Below are 19,266 nucleotides of genomic sequence, written 5' to 3' on the forward strand. Positions count from 1 at the left end.
GTCTGTCTACTAACCTTTCCCTTCGTGAGTCGGGATCACGGGTTGACCACTATTGCCTCGAGCATCGTCGTGCCCGAGGGCACGACATTGACGTCGAATTTCGACGCGAACAGGGCCCAACTCGGTGACGCCCCGGCCTACCGCTTCATCGACTATTCGCAGGAACCCGATGGGCGGCTCGTCGAGCTCACCTGGAACGAGCTGTGGTCGCGCGTCTGCGCGATCGGTGCCCGCCTGCAGCAGGTCACCAAGCCCGGGGATCGGGTGGCGATCCTGGCGCCGCAGGGCCTGGACTACGTGGCGGGTTTCTTCGCCGCCGTCCACGCGGGCAACGTCGCGATCCCGCTGTTCGCGCCGACGCTGGCGGGCCACGGCGAGCGCCTGGCGGCGGTGCTGGCCGACGGCCGGCCGACGGCGGTGTTGACCACGACCGGGGCGGCCGAGTCGGTCCGGACGTTCATCCGTACGTTGGCCCCCGACCAGCGGCCGCGGTTGCTCGCGGTGGACGCGATCCCCGCGTCGCTGGGTTCGATGTTCGCCGACGTGGCCCGCGACACCGACGATCTCGCCTACCTGCAGTACACGTCGGGCTCGACGCGCACGCCGGCCGGGGTGGAGATCACCCACCGCGCCGTCTACACCAACGCGATGCAGATGATCGTGCACGGCGGGCTGGACACGGACGTTCAGTGCGTGAGCTGGCTGCCGCTGTATCACGACATGGGATTGATGATGCTCGTGTTCACCGCGTTCTTCGGTGCGCATGTGGCGTTGATGGATCCCATGGCGTTCCTGCGCCGCCCGTACCGCTGGATCAAACAGTTGGGCATTGCCGCCAAGAGCGGCCGGACGATGGCGGCGGCGCCGAACTTCGCCTTCGAATTGACGGCCCAGCGGGGACTTCCGCCGCGGGACGAGGAGCTCGACCTCAGCAACGTCGTATGCCTGCTCAACGGGTCGGAGCCGGTGACGATGTCGGCCATCGAGCAGTTCACGAGCGCGTTCGCCCCGTACGGACTGCCGGCCCGCGTGGTCAAGCCGTCCTACGGGATGGCGGAGGCGACGCTGTCGGTCGCCAGCATCGCGCATGACGCCGCGGCCAGCGCCGTGTTCTTCGACCGGGAACAGCTCGGCGCGGGCCGCGCCGTCGTCGTCGATTCGGCGTCGCCGGGCGCGGTCGCCCATGTCTCGTGCGGGCAGCCGATCATCGACCAGTGGGCGGTGATCGCCGGTCCCGACGGCGCGGAGGTGCCCGACGGCACCGTGGGCGAAATCTGGTTGCACGGCGACAATGTCGGCCGCGGATACTTCGGCCGCGAGGACGAGACTCGGCGCGTCTTCGGCAACAAGCTGCAGTCCCGGCTCGACTCCGACAGCCATGCCGAGGGCGCCCCGGACAACGGATGCTGGCTTGCCACCGGCGATCTCGGTGTCTACGTCGACGGCGAGCTGTACCTGACGGGCCGGATCAAAGACCTCATCATCATCGACGGCCGCAACCACTACCCGCACGACATCGAGACGACGGTCAGCGCGGCCTCGAGCGCGATCCGCTCCGGTTATGTCGCCGCGTTTTCCGTTCCCGCCGAAGCTGTTTCGTCAAACGGGGGCTCCGGCGAGCAGGTGGTGGTCGTCGCCGAGCGCGCCGCCGGCGCGGGCCGCGCCGAGCTGGGCCCGATCGCCGAGACCGTGCGCGCGGCGATCTCCCGGCATCACCAGATCCGCGTCGCCGACGTTCGCCTGGTGGCCGCCGGGACCATCCCCCGCACGACGAGCGGCAAATTGGCCCGCAGCGCCTGCCGGGCCGAGTACCTGGCCGGGCGGTTCAGCCGCTGACCCGCAGCCAGGGGCCGATGCGGCGCAGCGCCTCCTCGATGTCGGCCGTGGGGCCGGCGAACGACAGCCGGACGAACGAGTTGCCGCGTTCGGTGTCGAAGTCGACGCCCGGTGCGATGGCGACTCCGGTGTCGGCCAACAGCTTTGAGCAGAAGCCCAGCGAGTCATTGGTGTGCTCCGAGACGTCGGCGTACACGTAGAAGGCGCCGTCGGTGGGTGCCAGGCGGTCGATGCCGATGCTCCGCAGGCCGTCGAGGAGCAGCGCCCGGTTGGCCGCGTAGTGGCGCAGGTTGCCGTCGGCCTCGGCCGTGGCCTCCGGGGTGAACGCCGCCACCGCCGCGACCTGCGACAGCACCGGCGGGCAAATGGTGAAGTTGCCGGTCAGGCAGTCCACCGCCCGGCGCAGCTCCGGGGGCACCAGCAGCCAGCCCAGGCGCCAGCCCGTCATCGCGTAGTACTTCGAAAAGCTGTTGACCACCACCGCGTCTCGCGATGTCTGCCAGGCGCAGCTGGTCTGCGGCGCGCCGTCGTAGACCAGCCCGTGGTAGACCTCGTCGCTGATCAGCCGCACCCCGGAGGCCTCACACCACGAGGCGATCGCGGCCAGCTCGGCCGGGGGGATGACCGTCCCGGTGGGATTGGCGGGGCTGGCGACGATCACGCCCCGCACCGGCGGGTCGAGCTCGGCGAGCAGCTGGGCGGTGGGCTGGAAGCGGGTCTCCGGCCCGCACGGGATGTCCACCACCTCACATCCCAGCGCCGACAGGATGTTTCGGTAGCAGGGGTAGCCGGGACTGGCCAGCGCCACCCGGTCGCCCACGTCGAAGCAGGCCAGGAAGGCCAGCAGGAACCCGCCCGAGGAACCGGTGGTCACCACGACCGCCTCGGGCTCCACGAGGATTCCGTGTTTGCGTTGGTAGTCCGCGGCGATCGCGGCGCGCAGCTCCGGAATGCCCAGCGCCACGGTGTAACCCAGCTGGTTGACGTGCAGCGCGGCGGCCGCCGCCGCGCGCACCGGCTCCGGGGCGCCCACGCTGGGCTGGCCCGCCGACAGGTTCACCAGGTCGCCATGGCTGCGCTGGCGCTCCGCGGCGGCCAGCCAGACATCCATCACGTAGAACGGCGGGATGCCGGCGCGCAGCGCTACGCGGTCGGTCACGTCGGCAGGACTTCGGATTCCAGGCGGCGCAACAGCTCTCGCGGCGAGGCAAGCAGCCGGGCGCTGCCGTGTGCGCGTTTGAAATACAGGTGCATGTCGTGTTCCCACGTGATCGCGATGCCGCCGTGCAGCTGGATCCCCTCGGCGGCAACGGTTTCCAGCGCCTCGGTGGCGGCAAGCCGCGCGGTGGCCGCGTTGGTGGGCGTGGGGTCGTCGCACGCGTCGGACACCACGGCCTTCGCCGCGGCGACCGTGACGTACAAGTCGGCCATCCGGTGCTTGAGCGCCTGGAAGCTGCCGATCGGGCGGCCGAATTGCACGCGGCTCTTGGTGTATTCGACGGTGAGTTCCAGGCAGCGTTCGGCCGCGCCGATCTGTTCGGCCGCGAGCAGGATGGCCGCGGTGTCCGCGATGCCCGGGTCGGCGCCGATCGGTTCGCTCTCGTCGGGCCGCACCCGGGCCAGGCGGCGGGTGGGGTCCATGGTCGCGACGGGCTCGGCGCCGAAGCGGGTCCACCGGCTCAGCTGTCCACCGTCGGCGGCGACGATGACGTCGGCGATGTCCCCGTTGACCACATAGTCGGGATCGAGCACCAGCGCGCCGATCGAGCTGCCCTCGGCGAGTCGGGCCAGCGTCTCGGCGTCCGGCTCGGCCGCCGCGACCAGGGCGAGCTCCGCGAGGGTGGTGCCCAGCAGGGGAGAGGGCACCAGGGCGCGCCCCAGCTCCTGCAAAATCGTTGCCGCGTCGGCCAATTCGCCGCCGGCACCGCCCAGCTCCTCGGGGATCACCAGGGCGGCGGCGCCGACCTGCTCGCACAGCAGCCGCCACAGCGATTCGTCGTAGCCGCGGTCGGATTCCATCGCGGCGCGCACCGAGGCGGGGTTGGCGTGCTTGGCCACCAGCGCCGCGACGGTCTCCCGCAGCAGCTCCCGTTCTTCGCTCACAGGGCCTCCAACACTCGTCGGCGATGCACCTCGGGCGTGCCCCAGGCCGAGCGTAGTGCCTGCACCCGCAGCAGCCACAGGGACAGGTCGTGCTCCTGGGTGAACCCGATCGCGCCGTGCGTCTGCAGCGACACGCGCGCGGCCAGCAGGGCCGCCTCGGACGCGGCCGCCTTGGCCGCGCCGACGTCCCGCGGGTCGAGCGTCAGCGCGGCGCCGTACACCAGGGGGCGGGCCAGCTCGACCGCGATGTGCACGTCGGCGAGCTTGTGCTTGATCGCCTGATACGAGCCGATCACCCGGCCGAACTGGCTGCGTTGCTTGGCGTAGTCGACGGCGCCGGTCAGCAGCGCCTCGGCCGCGCCCACCAACTGCGCGGCGGTGGCCAGCGCCCCGAACTCGAAGGCGCGCTTGACGTCCGCCTGCCACGCGCCGCCGGTCGGCTCGACATCGAAAAGCCGGCGGCTGGGGTCGACCGACGGGTGCTGCTGGCCAACTTCGGCCTCCGTGACGCCTTGGTCGCCCGCCACCAGCACCACCCCGGCGGTGTCGGCGTCCACCGCGCGCGGGACGTGCGGGGGCAGCGCGACCGTGGCGACCAGCTCACCGGATGCCAGCCCGGCGCAGCGCTCGTCGTCAGCGAGCAAAACCGGTGCGACCGCGACGGATTCGGCCACGGGGCCCGGAACGCACCAGCGCCCGAGCCGTTCCAGGGCGACCACGAGGTCGACGGGTTCGGCCTCGATGCCGTCGAACTTCTCCGGCACGGCCAGCGCGGTGACGCCCAGGTTGGCCAGCTGCTCCCATACCTTGCGCCCGGGCGCGGTGTCGCCCGCCGCCCACGCCCGCACCGCGCCGGCCAGGTCGGCCGCGGAAAGCGCCGCGTCGATGCTGGCTGCGAAGTCGCGCTGCTGTTCGTCCAGTGCAAAGTCCATTACCGCTTCTCCCGGGGCAAACCCAGCAATCGTTCCGAGATGATATTGCGCTGGATCTCGTTGGTGCCGGCGTAGATCGGGCCGCCCAGCGCGAACAGCAGGCCCTCGGTCCAGGCGCCGGCCAGCTCGCCGTCGGCGCCCAGGATGTCGAGCGCCGTCTGATGTATCGCCACGTCGAGGTCCGACCAGAACACCTTGGTCACCGACGATTCGGCGCCGAGCTCGCCGCCGGCGGCCAGCCTGGTCACCGTGCCGAAGGTCTGCAGGCGGTAGGCCTGCGCCTTGATCCACGCGTCGGCGACCCGGTCGGCGAAGGCCGCGGGGGAGCCGCGGTCCTTCCACAGCGCCACCAGACGTTCCGCGGCCGCCAGGAATCGGGCGGGGCTGCGCAGCGACATGCCGCGCTCGTTGCTCGACGTGCTCATGGCCGCCCGCCAGCCGTCGCCTGCGGTGCCGATCACGTCCTCATCGGGGACGAAGACGTCGTCGAGGAAGATCTCGCCGAACCCGGTGTCGCCGCCGAGTTGGACGATGGGCCGCACGGTGACGCCCTTGGCCTTCAGGTCGAACATCAGGTAGGTCAGCCCGTTGTGCCGTTCGGCGCCGGGGTCGGACCGGAACAACCCGAAGCCCATCTCGGCGAACGGCGCGCGCGAGCTCCAGATCTTCTGCCCGTTGAGCAGCCAGCCACCGTCGGTCTTGGTGGCCGTCGACCGCAGCGACGCCAGGTCGCTGCCGGACTCGGGCTCCGACCAGGCCTGCGCCCAGATCTGTTCGCCGCTGGCCATTTTCGGCAGGATCCGGTCGCGCTGTTCGTCGGTCCCATGCGCGAACAGCGTCGGGGCCAGCATGGATGTTCCGTTGGCGCTGGCCCGCCCCGGCGCCCCGGCACGGAAGTACTCCTCCTCGAACACCACCCAGTGCAGCAGCGGCGCGTCGCGGCCCCCGTACTTCTCCGGCCAGGTGATCACCGACAGGCCGGCGTCGAACAGCACCTTGTCCCAATGCCGGTGCTGGGCAAAGCCTTCGGCGTTGTCGTAGGACTTGGTCGGGATCGAAGCGGCGTTGGCCGACAGGAATTCCCGGACTTCGGCCTGGAAGGTCAGGGTGTCTTCGTCTAGTCGCAGGTCCATCACGCCAGCTCTCGCAGTTGTGGTTTGACCACCTTGCCGCCGGGGTTGCGCGGCAACGCGTCGACGAACCGCACCGACCGTGGTGCCTTGAAGTTCGCCAAATGCTCACGGGTGTAAGCGATCACGGATTGCTCATCGAGGTTCGACCCGGGCCGAGCCACCACGAACGCGCGGCCCACCTCGCCCAGCCGCTCGTCGGGAACCCCGATCACCGCCGCGTCGGCCAGCCCGTCCATCCGGGCCAGCACCTGCTCGACCTCGGCGGGGTAGACGTTGAAGCCGCCGCAGATGTACATGTCCTTGAGCCGGTCGGTGATGCGCAGGTTGCCCGCCTCGTCGACCTCGCCGATGTCGCCGGTGTGCAGCCAGCCCTCGGGGTCGATGGCGGCGGCGGTGGCGTCCGGGTCGTCGAGGTAGCCCAGCATCACGTTGGGCCCGCGCAGCAGGACCTCTCCCGAATCGTCGATGCGCAAATCGAAGTCGGCGAACGGGCGCCCGCAGGTGTTGGCGACGGTGACGGCGTCGTCGTCGGCGCGGCACATGGTCCCCATGCCGTTGGCCTCGGTCAGCCCGTAGGCGGTCAGCACGATATCGATGTCGAGTTCGGATTGCATGCGCTCGACCAGCACGACCGGCACGATGGCCGCGCCGGTGACCGCGAACCGCAGCGAGCTCAGGTCGTAGTCGCGGCGCGCCGGATGGTCCAACAGCGTCTGGTAGATGGTGGGCGGCCCGGGCAACACGGTGATGCGGTGCCGCTCGATCGCCTGCAGCGTGCGCAGCGGGTCGAAGGTCAGGTGGGGGATCAGCGTCGCGCCGGTCTGCAGGCAGGCCAGGATCCCTGCCTTGTAGCCGAAGTTGTGGAAGAACGGGTTGATGCAGAGGTAGCGGTCGTCGGCGGTGATCTTGCCGTTGGCCGCCCACGATGCCGAGGCCGACAGCGACTGCCGGTGCGCGCACAGCACGCCTTTGCTGCGGCCGGTGGTGCCGGAGGTGAACAGGATGTCGCTGACGTCGTCGGGAGCGACGGCGGCGGCGCGCGCGTGGACGTCGTCGCTATCGCTGCCCTGAGCGACGAAGTCATCCCAGGTGCCATCGTCAGCCTCGATCGGGATCCGCACGACATGCCGCAGCGCGGGCAGTTCGGCGCGGTCCAGGTCGGCGACGCGGTCGTTGCCCAGGAAGCGCCCCATCCCGAACAGCACCGGCGCGCCGGTGCGGGCCAGGATGTCGGCGGCCTCTTCGGCGGTGTAGCGGGTGTTCAGCGGCACCATGGCGGCGCCGGCGTGGTGAATCGCGAGGCAGGCGACCACCCAGTGCCAGGTGTTGGGCGACCAGATGGCCACCCGGTCTTTCGCCTGGACGCCCAGCGCGATGAGCGCGGCCGTCGCCCGGTGCACCTCGTCGCGCAGTTCGGTCGAGGTGAAGCTCCGCTCGTCGGTGATCAGCGCGTCGTGGTCGGGAAACTGGCGCGCCAGACGATCCAGCGCCGCGGGCACGGTGCGGGGGTCGCTGGACACGGGAACTCCTTAACAAAGCAAGTGCTTGGTAGGTTACCGTACAAGGCATGCAGGACGTCGAGGAGTTCCGGGCTGAGGTTCGAGGTTGGCTCGCCGACAATCTGGTCGGTGAATTCGCCGCCCTCAAGGGTCTCGGCGGACCGGGACGCGAGCACGAGGCGTTCGAGGAACGACGGGCCTGGAATCAGCATCTGGCCAAGGCTGGTTTGACGTGCCTGGGCTGGCCGGTCGAGCACGGCGGCCGCGGCCTTTCGACCGCGCACCGGGTCGCCTTCTACGAGGAGTACGCCAAGGCCGACGCGCCGGACAAGGTCAACCACTTCGGCGAGGAGTTGCTGGGTCCGACGCTGATCGCGTTCGGGACCCCCGAGCAGCAGCAGCGGTTCCTGCCCCGCATCCTCGACGTCACCGAGCTGTGGTGCCAGGGATATTCCGAACCGGGCGCCGGCAGCGACCTCGCCAACGTGGCGACCACCGCCGAGCTCGACGGCGACCAGTGGGTGATCAATGGCCAGAAGGTGTGGACGTCGCTGGCGCACTGGGCGCAGTGGTGCTTCGTGGTCGCGCGCACCGAGAAGGGCTCCAAGCGGCACGCCGGGCTGTCGTATCTGCTTGTGCCGCTTGATCAGCCGGGCGTGCAGGTCCGCCCGATCATCCAGCTCACCGGCGACTCGGAGTTCAACGAGGTGTTCTTCGACGACGCCCGCACCGATGCCTCGCTGGTGGTCGGCGAGCCCGGCGACGGCTGGCGGGTCGCCATGGGAACGCTGACGTTCGAGCGCGGTGTTTCCACCCTCGGGCAGCAAATCCGCTACGCCCGTGAGCTTTCCAACCTCACCGAGCTCGCGCAGCGCAACGGTGCCGCCGACGACCCGTTCATCCGGGAGCGCCTGACCCGGGCGTGGACGGGCCTGCGGGCCATGCGTTCGTATGCCCTCGCAACGATGGATGTCGAGCAGCCCGGCCAGGACAACGTGTCGAAGTTGTTGTGGGCCAACTGGCATCGCGACCTGGGTGAGCTGGCGATGGACGTGATCGGAAAGCCGTCGCTGGCGCTGTCCGACGGGGAATTCGACGAGTGGCAGCGGCTTTTCCTGTTCACCCGCGCCGACACCATCTACGGCGGTTCCAACGAGATCCAGCGCAACATCATCGCCGAGCGGGTGCTCGGCCTACCGCGAGAGGTCAAAGGATGAGTCTGTCGGAAGCGCCGAAAGAGGTTGCCGGACATGGGCTCCTGAAAGGCAAGGTGGTCATCGTCACCGCCGCCGCCGGCACCGGGATCGGTTCGGCCACCGCCCGGCGGGCCCTGGCCGAGGGGGCCGACGTGATGGTGTCCGACCACCACGAGCGGCGGCTGGGGGAGACCGCCGACGAGTTGTCCGCGCTGGGCCTGGGCCGCGTCGAGAAGGCGGTGTGCGACGTGACGTCGACCGCGCAGGTCGAGGCCCTGATCGACTCGACCACCGCCCGCCTGGGCCGCATCGACGTGCTGGTCAACAACGCCGGGCTGGGCGGGCAGACGCCGGTGGTCGACATGACCGACGACGAATGGGACCGCGTCCTGGACGTGACGCTGACGTCAGTGTTCCGCGCCACCCGCGCGGCGCTGCGCTACTTCCGCCAGGCCAACCACGGCGGCGTGATCGTCAACAACGCCAGCGTCCTGGGCTGGCGCGCCCAGCACTCGCAGTCCCACTACGCCGCGGCCAAGGCCGGCGTGATGGCGCTGACCCGGTGCAGCGCAATCGAAGCCGTCGAATACGGGGTCCGGATCAACGCGGTGTCGCCGAGCATCGCGCGGCACAAGTTCCTGGACAAGACCACCTCGGCCGACCTGCTGGACCGGCTGTCGGCCGGCGAGGCATTCGGCCGCGCCGCCGAGCCGTGGGAAATCGCCTCCACCATCGCGTTTCTGGCCAGCGACTACTCGAGTTATCTCACCGGAGAGGTGATTTCGGTTTCCAGCCAGCACCCGTGACGGTGCCTCCGGATCAGGACGCCAGTTGCTTCAACAGGCTCACGATGTTGAACACGCCCGACAGCTGATTGCCGGAGTTCGCCACGCCCGAGACGACCCCGGCTATCCCGGTCGTGCTGTTGACGGTGCCGGTGTTGAAGAAGCCCGACATGAAGCCGGAGCCGAGCGTCCCGCCGGTGGCCGTATTTCCGATGCCCGAGATGCCGCCGTTGATAAATCCAGGGCCGGTGGCCGAATTGAAGAAGCCCGAGACATTGGGGCCGGTATTGCCGAAGCCCGAGCTGACGGCACCGGAGTCCGTGGTGAACCCGAAGCCGGTGTTCACGTTGCCCGAGTTCCAGAAGCCGGTGTTCGTATTCCCGGAATTCCCGTTGCCGGTGTTGTTGTTGCCCGAATTCGCGAAGCCCGTGTCGCCGCCCGAGAACAGCAAGCCGCCCGCGTTCCCGGCGCCGGTGTCGAGCTGGCCCGAGTTGAAGAACCCGGTGTCGGCCAGGCCGGAGTTCCCGAAGCCGAAGTTTCCGGCGCCCGATTCCCCGAAGCCGATGTTGCCGGTGCCGGAATTTCCGATGCCGAAGTTCGGGAAGGTGCCTGGCCCGGTGAGGTTCGCGTTGAAGATCCCCACGTTGCCGTGGCCCGAGTTGAAGAAGCCGATGTTGTTGGTGCCCGAATTGCCGAAGCCGATATTGCCGGCGCCGGAGTTCAGCCCGGCAAAGGTGAACTGGCCGGTGGTGGTGTCGTAGTACGCGTTGCCGATCCCGATCAGGTTGTTGCCGGTGAGGCCGAAGCCAATATCGTTGTTGCCGGTGTTCCCACCGCCCCGGTTGCCGTCACCGAAGTTTCCCAGGCCGATGTTGTTGTTGCCGGTGTTGCCGAAGCCCACATTGTGGCCCGGGCTGGTACTGGTGCTGGGATTGCCGAAGTTGCCGAAACCGATGTTGGCGTTGCCGACGTTGCCGCCGCCGAAGTTGTTGTTGCCCTGATTGCCACTGCCGATGTTGTTGAGGGCCGGCTGCGCGGCGGTGCCGTTGCCGCCGCCCACGTTTCCGCTGCCGGTGTTTCCGCTACCGATGTTGGCGCTGCCGGTGTTGCCGTTGCCGATGTTGCCGGTGCCGCCCTTGTTGCCGACACCGAGGTTGGGCAGGGCCTGCAGCAGCTGCGCGAGCGGATTCAGGTTCGCGGCGGCCGTCTCGGCGCCTGCCTGATAGCCCGCCATCGCCGAGACGTCGGCCGCCCACATCTGTTCGTACTGCGACTCGGCCGCGGCGATCGCCGGTCCGGCGAGCCCGAGGAAATTCGACCGCACCAGCTGCACGAACTCATTGCGGTTGGCCGCCACCAGCAGCGGATGAACCGTTGCCTGCCGGGCGGCTTCGAAGGCGCTCGCCACCGCCTGCGCCTGCGCGGCGGCGCCGGCCGCCTGCGCCGACGCGGTGCCGAGCCAGCCCGCATACGGCGCGGCCGCGGCCGCCATGGCCGCCGACGCCGGCCCCTGCCACGCCTGGGCGGTCACGCCGGAGGTCACCGAGGCAAACGAATTCGCCGCTGCCGCAAGCTCATCGGCCAGTCCGTTCCAGGCGGCCGCGGCCTCCAACATCGGGGCTGAGCCCGCGCCGCTGAACATCAGCAAAGAATTGAGCTCAGGAGGAAGCATCGGAAAATTGACCATCTCGCACCTCCTACCGGATTTTCACCGGTCGCCACCGCGGCGATCGGTGCGCGAGTGGAATGAGGTGGTTCGCATGAAATGCTAGGACGGCGGCAGGGCGGATACCAGATGTTTGGGCCAAAAAGATATTTATCGGGGCCGACGCGAAATCCATTGTTGCGCGGGCGTAAATAACTCCGGCGGGGATAAGATCCGTACCGAGGCGGACAGCTCAACAAATCCCACGAGTGGGAAGGTCGGCCGATGGCGACGGTGTTTGCGCAACCCCAGCGGATCGCGGCGGTCGCTGCGGATGTCGCCAGAATCGGTTGGGCGATCGAGCAGGCCGATGCCGCCGCCCCGACGACCGAATTGATTCCCGCGGCCGCCGATGAGGTGTCCACGACCACGGCGACGCTTTTCAACGCGTACGCGCGGGAATATCAGGCCCTCATTCGGCGGGCGGCGATGGTTCACGACGCGTTCGGGCAGGCGTTGGCCGCGGCCGGCGACGCCTACGCGGACGCCGAAATGGCGGCGTCAAGCGCACTCGGGACGATGTTGGCGCCCCTTACCGGCGGTGCCTCCCCAGGTGTGGCGCTGCGGTCGGCATTTTCGGATCCGCCGGTCGCCGCCGCCTTGATCATGAGCGAAAGCGGCGTGCCAACACCGTCACCCACCTATCTGCACGACGTCTACACCAACTACGTCCAGCCGAATTTCCCGTCGGCCACCGCGCCCCAGCCCGTCACCATCGCGAACGGGTTGTATCCGTTCAGTGGCGTCAAAGACTTGACGCTCGACATCTCGGTGGCCCGCGGGGTCACCGCGCTCAACAACGCCATCCTGCAACAGCTCGCCGCCCTGCCGCCCGGAAGTCCCATCGCCGTCTTGGGCTACTCCCAGAGCGCGATCGTGGCGTCCCTGGAGATGCCGAGACTCCTCGCCGAGGGCGTGTCGAGTCCCCAGGTCAATTTCGTGCTGCTGGGCGATCCGATGAACCCCAACGGTGGGGTGTTCGCACGTTTCGCCGGTCTGAGCCTGCCGAGTCTCGGCTTTACCTTCTACGGCGCGACGCCCGGCAATGCCTTTCCGACCGTCATCTACACGCTCGAATACGACGGTTTCGCCGACTTCCCGCAGTACCCGATCGATTTCCTCGCCGACCTCAACGCGTTGATGGGCATCCCCCTGGTGCACGGCAACTACCCCCTCCTCACGTCGACGCAAATCGACACCAAAGTGCAGCTGCCTACCCAGGGACCCACCCAGACCACCTACTACATGATTCCGACCCAGAACCTGCCGCTGCTGGACCCGCTGCGTCTTCTTCCATACGTCGGGAACCCGTTGGCCGACTTGCTTCAGCCGGACCTGAGGTACCTGGTCAACTGGGGCTATGGCGACCCGGCTTTCGGTTATTCCACCGGACCCGCCAACGTCCCCACGTCGTTCGGCTTCCTGCCACCGCTCAGCGCGACCACCGCCCTCGGCCGCGATCTGGTCATCGGCACCCAGCAGGGAATCACGTTGGCCGTCAGCGACTTTCGCGCCGAGGGGCCTCCCTCACTGCCGCAGCTGTCGCCGTCGGGCATGTCGGGGTTCACGCTTCCGGCTCCGCCCATGTCGCCGGTGTCGACGGCCGACGCCGTCATCGCGGCGCTGCAGTCGGCCAACAACACCGTCGCCGGCCGATTGGCGACGACGCTCTCGACGGCCTACGGGACGCTGCTGCCGACCGCGGATATCGCGACGGCCATCGCGTTCACCCTCCCGTCCTACGATGCCAACCTGTTCGGAAACGGGATCACCCAAATGCTCGACGGCCACCCCCTTTCCGGGCTGGTGAACGCGCTCGGTGATCCGCTGGCCGCCAACGTCGGATTGGTCACGCTCGCAGGCGGTTTCGAGTTGATCGCCATCGCCTACGCGCTGGACACGATCCTGTTCGGTTCACCGCACCCGATGCCATGACCGTCAACCCATCATCCGGCTCAGGTTGAAGATTCCGGACGCCGTGGTGCTCATGTTGAACAGGCCCGAGGCGTAGCCGCTGGAGCCGAACAAGATGATCAGCGGGCTGTCCGGGACGATGTGGTTACCGACGCCGGAAACCTGCCAGTTCGCGAAACTGCCGCCGGTGACCGTGTTGAAGAAACCGGACACCTCACCGTTGAAGACGCCGCCGCCGGCCGTGTTGAAGAAGCCCGAGATGTTGCTACCCACGTTGCCGTAGCCCGAGTTGGGCAGGCCCGAATCGGTGGTGACGCCGACGCCGGTGTTCGTGCTGCCCGAGTTCCACATTCCGGTGTTGACGAAGCCCGAGTTCCCGTCTCCGGTGTTGACGTTGCCCGAATTCCAGTTGCCGGTGTTGTTTTGGCCCGCATTGCCGAATCCGGTGTTCTGGGCGCCGGAGTTCCCGAAGCCCGTATTGGATTGCCACGAGTTGCCGATGCCCGTGTTGCCGATGCCCGAGTTGCCGAAGCCGATGTTGTTGCTGCCCGAGTTGCCGAAGCCGAAGTCGTTCAGGTGCCCGTTTGTCAGGGTGTTGGCACCCGTATTGAAGATGCCGACATTGCCGGTGCCGGAGTTGAAGAACCCGATGTTGCCGCTGCCCGAGTTCCCGAAGCCGATGTTGCCGGTGCCCGAGTTCAGGCCACCGAGGTGGAACTGGTTGGTGGCCCTGTCGAAGTAGGTGTTTCCGATGCCGACCTGGTTGTTGCCGGTCAGCCCGAACCCGACGTTGTTGTTGCCCTGGTTCCCGCCACCGATGTTGCCGTTGCCGACGTTGCCGCCGCCGTAGTTTCCGATGCCCTGGTTCCCGAGGCCGACGTTGTTGTTGCCGGTGTTTCCCATGCCGACGTTGCCGCCCGTGGTGGACGTGTTGCCCCAGTTTCCGAACCCGATGTTTCCCGCGCCGATGTTTCCGGCGCCGAAATTGTGGTTGCCCGTGTTGCCGCTGCCGACGTTGTTGTTGCCGACGTTCCCGCCGCCCAGGTTGGAGCTGCCGTTGTTGCCGCTACCGACGTTGCCGCTGCCCTTGTTGCCGCCGCCGACGTTGGCGTTGCCGATGTTGCCGAGCCCCAGGTTGGGCAGCTGGGACAGCAGGCCCTGCAGCGTCTGGGCGGGCACCAGCTGCGCCGCCGCCGCCGACACCCCACCGTGGTAGCCGACCATCGCCGCCACGTCCGCGGCCCACATCTCCTCGTACTGCGCCTCCGCCGCGGCGATCGCCGGCCCGGCGAGCCCGAGGAAGTTCGACCGCACCAACTGCACGAACGCGTTGCGGTTGGCCGCCACGGCGAGCGGATGGACCGTCGCGGCCTGGGCGGCTTCGAACGCGCTGGCCACCGCGCGCGCCTGCCCGGCCGCCGCGGTCGCCTGAGTCGCCGCCGCGCTCAACCACCCGCTGTACGGTGTGGCCGCGGCCGCCATCGCCTGAGCCGCCGGACCCTGCCACGCCTGGCCGGTCAATCCGGAAGTCACCGCGGCGAACAACTGCGCCGCCGTGCCCAACTCTTCTGCCAGCCCCGACCACGCTTGCGCCGCTTGCAACATCGGCGCAGCGCCCGCCCCATCGAAGATCAGCAACGAATTGATCTCCGGCGGCAACATCGGAAAATTGACCACGATAGACCTCCCAACTTGTAGACCGCCACCGGGAAACAGCTGGTCCCCGGCTGGGACGGGGCGGTATGCGACAGATGCTACAACGACGTCGCGAACAGAGTTTGCATTTTCGTCAATAGCCCTACAGGCGACCGATGTTGAACAGGCCCGCGATGCCCGTGCCGATATTGAACAAGCCCGAGTTGAATCCGCTGTAGAAGCCGACGGGTTGATTCAACGCCGCCTGTGTAACGGCGGTGTTCAAAAAGCCCGACATGCCGCCGTCAGTGTTCGAGCCGCCCGACGCCAGGTTGGAAAAACCCGAGATTCCTTCGTTTGCAACGCCGCCCCGCGCCGTGTTGAGCAAGCCCGACATCTGATTGCCGGTGTTGCCATAGCCCGAGTTACCGGCCCCCGTGTTGTTGAAGCCCGAGTTGACCTGGCCGGTATCGGTGGCGGACCCGACCCCGGTGTTCACATTGCCCGCGTTCCACATCCCCGTGTTGCTGTTGCCCGAGTTCCCGTTGCCCGTGTTGATGTCTCCCGCGTTCCCGAAGCCCGAGTTGACGATGCCCGCGTTCCCGGCGCCCGTGTTGTAGCTGCCCGAGTTTCCGAATCCCGTGTTGATCGTGCCCGTGTTCCCGATGCCGCTGTTCAGGGTGCCCGAGTTTCCAATGCCGAAGTTGCCGGCGCCCGAGTTCCCGATGCCAAAGTTGTTGTGGCTGCTGGGAAGTACTCCGAGGTTGGTTCCCGAATCGAAGATGCCGACGTTGCCGGTGCCCGAGTTGAAGAAGCCGACGTTGTTGGTGCCGGAGTTCCCGATGCCGATGTTGCCGCTGCCCGAGTTCAGCCCGCCAAGGTGGAACTGGTTGGTGGCCCGGTCGAAGTAGGTGTCCCCGATGCCGAACCGATTGTTGCCGGACAGTCCCAGGCCCCAGTTGTTGTTGCCGGTGTTGCCCAAGCCGATGTTCCCGGTGCCGGTGTTCCCGCCGCCGTAGTTGCCGTTGCCGGTGTTGCCGAGGCCGATGTTGCTGTTCCCGGTGTTGCCGATCCCCACGTTGTTGTTGCCCGGGACTAGGTTGACCGTGGCATCGCCGATGTTTCCGAAGCCGACGTTGCCGTTGCCGAGGTTGCCCGAGCCGAAGTTGGAGTTGCCGGTGTTACCGCTTCCGACGTTGCCGCTGCCCTTGTTTCCGCCGCCGACGTTCTGGCTGCCGATGTTTCCGCTGCCCAGGTTGTTGTTTCCCGTATTGCCGTTACCCAGGTTGGCGATGCCCTTGTTGCCGACGCCCAGATTCGCCAGGAAGTCCTGCAGGCTGGCCGCGGGGTTCAGCTGCGCGGCGGCGGCCGACGCGCCCGCGTGGTAGCCCGTCATCGCCGCGACGTCCGCGGCCCACATCTCCTCGTACTGGGCCTCGGCGGCGGCGATCGCCGGCCCGGCCAGGCCAAGGAAGTTCGAGCGCACCAGTTGCACGAACGCATTGCGGTTGGCCGCCACGGCCAGCGGATGGATCGTGGCCTGCTGGGCGGTTTCGAACACGCTGGCCACCGCTTGGGCTTGCGAGGCCGCACTTGCCGCGTGCGCCGACGCGGTGTTGAGCCAGCCGGCATAGGGAGTGGCGGCGGCCAGCATCGCCGCCGACGCCGGGCCCTGCCAGGCCTGGCCGGCCAGCCCGGAGGTCACCGACGAAAACGATTCCGCCGCGGCGCCCAGTTCGTCGGCCAACCCGTTCCAGGCCGCCGCGGCCTGCAACATCGGCGCAGGGCCGGCGCCATCGAACATCAGCAACGAATTGATCTCCGGCGGCAACATCGGAAAACTCACCACGCTTGGCTCCTAGCCGTTTGCTCTGCCGCTGCCCGAGGGAACGGTGCCCGAATGAAAACGAGTGATTTCGCCGCAGATGCTACGGCGTTCGCGTTTCGGATGTTGGATTTTGGCAGGGATAGGCAGCACAGGATGATTGCTGATGCCGGTGGCGCCGGCCGATGGTGTGAACCGCGGCGGTGCGCCGCAGCTACCTACAGGTTCTTCAGGAACTGGGTGAGGCTGAAGAAGCCCGCCACACCGGTACCCGAGTTGAACATGCCGGAGTCGAGGCCGGCGACGAATCCGATCGGGAAGGCGGGTAGGGCGCCCGTGACACCGGTATTGAAGAAGCCCGATATGTCGCCGTTGAAGAAGGTACCGCCGCTAACCTTATTGAAGAATCCCGATACAGCGCCCGCATTGGGACCGGTGGCGGTGTTGTTGAAGCCGGAGACGTCGGTGCCTACGTTGCCGAAGCCCGAGTTGGTGGCACCGGAATCGGTGGTGATCCCGAAGCCGGTGTTCACGTTGCCTGAGTTGAAGAAGCCGGTGTTCACGTTGCCGGAGTTCCCGCTGAACGTGTTGACGCTGCCCGAATTGTTCATGCCGGTGTTGAAGTTGCCCGAGTTTCCGACGCCCGTGTTGTTGGCCCCCGCGTCGCCGAAGCCGGTGTTCAGTTGGCCGGCATCGCCGAAGCCGAAGTTGCCCTGCCCTGTGTTGCCGAAGCCGATGTTGCCGAAGCCCGAGTTTCCGATACCGATGCCTTGCAGTTTGCCCAGGTTGGCGGGAATGAGATTGGAGCCCGAGTCGAAAATACCGACATTGCCGTCGCCGGAGTTGAAGAAGCCGATGTTGCCGGTGCCGGAGTTGCCGAAGCCGATGTTGTTGGTGCCGGAGTTCAACCCGGCGAAAGTGAATTGTCCGGTGGCGGTGTTGTAGTACGCGTTCCCGATACCGACCAAATTGTTGCCGGTGAGACCGAAGCCGATGTTGTTGTTGCCGTTGTTGCCGGCGCCTTGGTTTCCGATGCCGGTGTTGCCCAGGCCGATGTTGTTGTTGCCGGTATTGCCGAACCCGACGTTGGCGCCGGTATTGCTGCTGATCGCGGTATTTCCCATGCCGATGTTGCCGATGCCGATGTTTCCGCTGCCGAAGTTGTTATTGCCGATGTTTCCGCTACCGACGTTGTTGTTGCCGTTGTTGCCGCCGCCGAAGTTGCCGCTGCCGGTGTTGCCGCTACCGACGTTCGCGGCGCCGTTGTTGCCGTTACCGATGTTGCCGGTGCCGCCCTTGTTGCCGATACCGATGTTGGGCAGGTTCTGCAGCAGCTGCGCGACGGGGTTCAACTGTGCGGCGGCTGCAGCCGCACCGGCGTGGTATCCCGTCATCGCCGACACGTCGGCGGCCCACATCTCCTCGTATTGCGCCTCGGCGGCGGCGATCGCCGGCCCGGCGAGCCCGAGGAAATTCGATCGCACCAGTTGCACGAACGCGTTGCGGTTGGCCTCGACCAGCAACGGATGAATCGTCGCGGCCTGAGCGGCCTCGAAGGCGCCGGCCACCGCCTGGGCCTGGGCGGCCGCCCCGGCCGCCTGCGCCGAGGCCGCGTTGAGCCACCCCGCATATGGAGTGGCCGCCGCCGTCATGGCCTGAGATGCCGGGCCCTGCCAGGCCTGGCCGGCCAGCCCCGAGGTCACCGAGGAAAACGACTCCGCCGCGGAGCCCAATTCATCGGCCAACCCGTTCCAGGCCGCCGCGGCCTGCAACATCGGGGCAGAACCCGCACCGCTGAACATCAGTAGCGAATTGATCTCCGGCGGCAACATCGGAAAATTCACCATGATTGGCCTCCTCGGCGTTTTTCCGGCCGCTGCCCACGCGACCGGCGGGTTTTTTCACGGCGATGCAGGTCCTCCGGTTAGGGGAATCCGCGCCATCAGGATGCTACGACGCTGAAAGCGCATCTATTTGAGATTGACAAGAATTTCTAAAAACACTTGATTTGTTGACGTACCCGATAATTAATGGCCGCTTCTTCCTCAATCGATACGATTGGTTGGCCGAGCAAGCGCTTGGTTGATACCCTGGGCGGATGGACCGAGTGGCCGGTCAGGCGAATAGCCGGCGAGACGAGTTGCTCGAGCTCGCCGCGACCATGTTCGCCGAGCGCGGCCTGCGCGCCACCACGGTGCGCGACATCGCCGACGGCGCCGGCATCCTGTCCGGCAGTTTGTACCACCACTTCTCGTCCAAAGAGGAGATGGTGGACGAGCTGTTGCGTAGCTTCCTGGATTGGCTGTTCGTCCGCTACCGCGAAATCATGGACACCGAGGCCAATCCGCTGGAGCGGCTCAAGGGCCTGTTCATGGCGTCGTTCGAGGCGATCGAGGACCGCCACGCCCAGGTCGTCATCTACCAGGACGAGGCCAAAAGGCTGTTAGCGCAGTCCCGGTTCTCCTACATCGAGGACATGAACCGCCAACAACGCAAGATGTGGGTCGAGGTGCTCAATCAGGGCGTCGACGAGGGCTACTTCCGGCCCGACCTCGATGTCGACCTCGTCTACCGTTTCATCCGTGACACCACCTGGGTGTCGGTGCGCTGGTATCAGCCCGGCGGGCCGCTCACCGCGCAGCAGGTGGGCCGGCAATATCTCGCCATCGTGCTTGGCGGCATCACCAAAGAAGGAGCATGAAA

The 19,266-nt window shown here is 67.3% G+C and carries 14 protein-coding genes; 5 read left to right on the top strand and 9 right to left on the bottom strand.

The genetic code is table 11. From position 1 onward, the window contains the following. Positions 1 to 42 precede the first annotated feature (42 nt). Positions 43 to 1,836, top strand: coding sequence for a fatty acyl-AMP ligase (locus AC5Y4Z_RS08200; protein ID WP_499962453.1), 1,794 nt, complete (start codon positions 43 to 45; stop codon positions 1,834 to 1,836). Here AC5Y4Z_RS08200 and AC5Y4Z_RS08205 read toward each other — a convergent pair. From AC5Y4Z_RS08205 to fadD3, 5 genes are read right to left on the bottom strand one after another with little or no spacing between them, the layout of a single operon-like run. After that, a complete protein-coding gene (locus AC5Y4Z_RS08205) occupies positions 1,826 to 2,995 on the bottom strand; it encodes a pyridoxal phosphate-dependent aminotransferase (RefSeq protein ID WP_499962455.1) in 1,170 nt (389 codons plus the stop codon). The genes AC5Y4Z_RS08200 and AC5Y4Z_RS08205 overlap by 11 nt on opposite strands. Then, positions 2,992 to 3,939 carry an acyl-CoA dehydrogenase IpdE2 gene (gene ipdE2 / locus AC5Y4Z_RS08210; RefSeq protein WP_499962457.1) on the bottom strand — a complete coding sequence of 316 codons (948 nt, stop codon included), beginning with the start codon at positions 3,937 to 3,939 and terminating at the stop codon, positions 2,992 to 2,994. Before ipdE2 ends, AC5Y4Z_RS08205 begins: the two co-directional genes overlap by 4 nt. Continuing rightward, a complete protein-coding gene (locus tag AC5Y4Z_RS08215; protein WP_499962459.1) occupies positions 3,936 to 4,871 on the bottom strand; it encodes an acyl-CoA dehydrogenase family protein in 936 nt (311 codons plus the stop codon). The genes ipdE2 and AC5Y4Z_RS08215 overlap by 4 nt, the downstream gene beginning before the upstream one ends. Next, complete coding sequence (locus AC5Y4Z_RS08220; protein ID WP_499962461.1) at positions 4,871 to 6,004, bottom strand: acyl-CoA dehydrogenase family protein; 1,134 nt, start codon at positions 6,002 to 6,004, stop codon at positions 4,871 to 4,873. Before AC5Y4Z_RS08220 ends, AC5Y4Z_RS08215 begins: the two co-directional genes overlap by 1 nt. Then, a complete protein-coding gene (gene fadD3, locus AC5Y4Z_RS08225; protein WP_499962463.1) occupies positions 6,004 to 7,524 on the bottom strand; it encodes a 3-((3aS,4S,7aS)-7a-methyl-1,5-dioxo-octahydro-1H-inden-4-yl)propanoate--CoA ligase FadD3 in 1,521 nt (506 codons plus the stop codon). Before fadD3 ends, AC5Y4Z_RS08220 begins: the two co-directional genes overlap by 1 nt. Before the next feature lie 47 nt (positions 7,525 to 7,571). Between fadD3 and ipdE1 the strand changes: the two genes are divergently transcribed. Together ipdE1 and ipdF are read left to right on the top strand one after the other, a co-directional pair. Beyond that, complete coding sequence (gene ipdE1, locus AC5Y4Z_RS08230) at positions 7,572 to 8,720, top strand: acyl-CoA dehydrogenase IpdE1 (protein WP_499962465.1); 1,149 nt, start codon at positions 7,572 to 7,574, stop codon at positions 8,718 to 8,720. Then, complete coding sequence (gene ipdF, locus AC5Y4Z_RS08235; RefSeq protein WP_499962466.1) at positions 8,717 to 9,505, top strand: (5R,7aS)-5-hydroxy-7a-methyl-1-oxo-2,3,5,6,7,7a-hexahydro-1H-indene-carboxyl-CoA reductase; 789 nt, start codon at positions 8,717 to 8,719, stop codon at positions 9,503 to 9,505. Before ipdE1 ends, ipdF begins: the two co-directional genes overlap by 4 nt. A gap of 13 nt (positions 9,506 to 9,518) precedes the next feature. Here the strand turns inward: ipdF and AC5Y4Z_RS08240 are convergent, their stop codons facing one another. Next, complete coding sequence (locus tag AC5Y4Z_RS08240) at positions 9,519 to 11,171, bottom strand: PPE family protein (protein ID WP_499962468.1); 1,653 nt, start codon at positions 11,169 to 11,171, stop codon at positions 9,519 to 9,521. Between the two features lie 243 nt (positions 11,172 to 11,414). Here AC5Y4Z_RS08240 and AC5Y4Z_RS08245 point away from each other — a divergent pair, with 243 nt between their 5' ends. Beyond that, positions 11,415 to 13,124 (top strand): PE family protein, encoded by a 1,710-nt coding sequence (locus tag AC5Y4Z_RS08245; RefSeq protein WP_499962469.1) that lies wholly within the window; start codon positions 11,415 to 11,417, stop codon positions 13,122 to 13,124. Positions 13,125 to 13,127: 3 nt separating this feature from the next. On the opposite strand, the gene AC5Y4Z_RS08250 is transcribed toward AC5Y4Z_RS08245, so the two are convergent. The 3 genes from AC5Y4Z_RS08250 to AC5Y4Z_RS08260 all read right to left on the bottom strand — a co-directional run bounded on the left by AC5Y4Z_RS08250 (position 13,128) and on the right by AC5Y4Z_RS08260 (position 18,410). Then, positions 13,128 to 14,780, bottom strand: a complete 1,653-nt coding sequence (locus AC5Y4Z_RS08250) for a PPE domain-containing protein (protein WP_499962471.1) — start codon at positions 14,778 to 14,780, stop codon at positions 13,128 to 13,130. Between the two features lie 121 nt (positions 14,781 to 14,901). After that, complete coding sequence (locus AC5Y4Z_RS08255; RefSeq protein WP_499963284.1) at positions 14,902 to 16,572, bottom strand: PPE family protein; 1,671 nt, start codon at positions 16,570 to 16,572, stop codon at positions 14,902 to 14,904. Positions 16,573 to 16,781: 209 nt separating this feature from the next. Further along, positions 16,782 to 18,410: a PPE family protein gene (locus AC5Y4Z_RS08260; protein ID WP_499962473.1), complete on the bottom strand. Its 1,629-nt coding sequence runs from the start codon at positions 18,408 to 18,410 to the stop codon at positions 16,782 to 16,784. Positions 18,411 to 18,661: 251 nt separating this feature from the next. Between AC5Y4Z_RS08260 and kstR2 the strand changes: the two genes are divergently transcribed. Continuing rightward, positions 18,662 to 19,264, top strand: coding sequence for a TetR family transcriptional regulator KstR2 (gene kstR2 / locus AC5Y4Z_RS08265; protein WP_499962475.1), 603 nt, complete (start codon positions 18,662 to 18,664; stop codon positions 19,262 to 19,264). Positions 19,265 to 19,266 lie beyond the last annotated feature (2 nt).

Source organism: Mycobacterium sp. NGS63, from assembly GCF_059812295.1.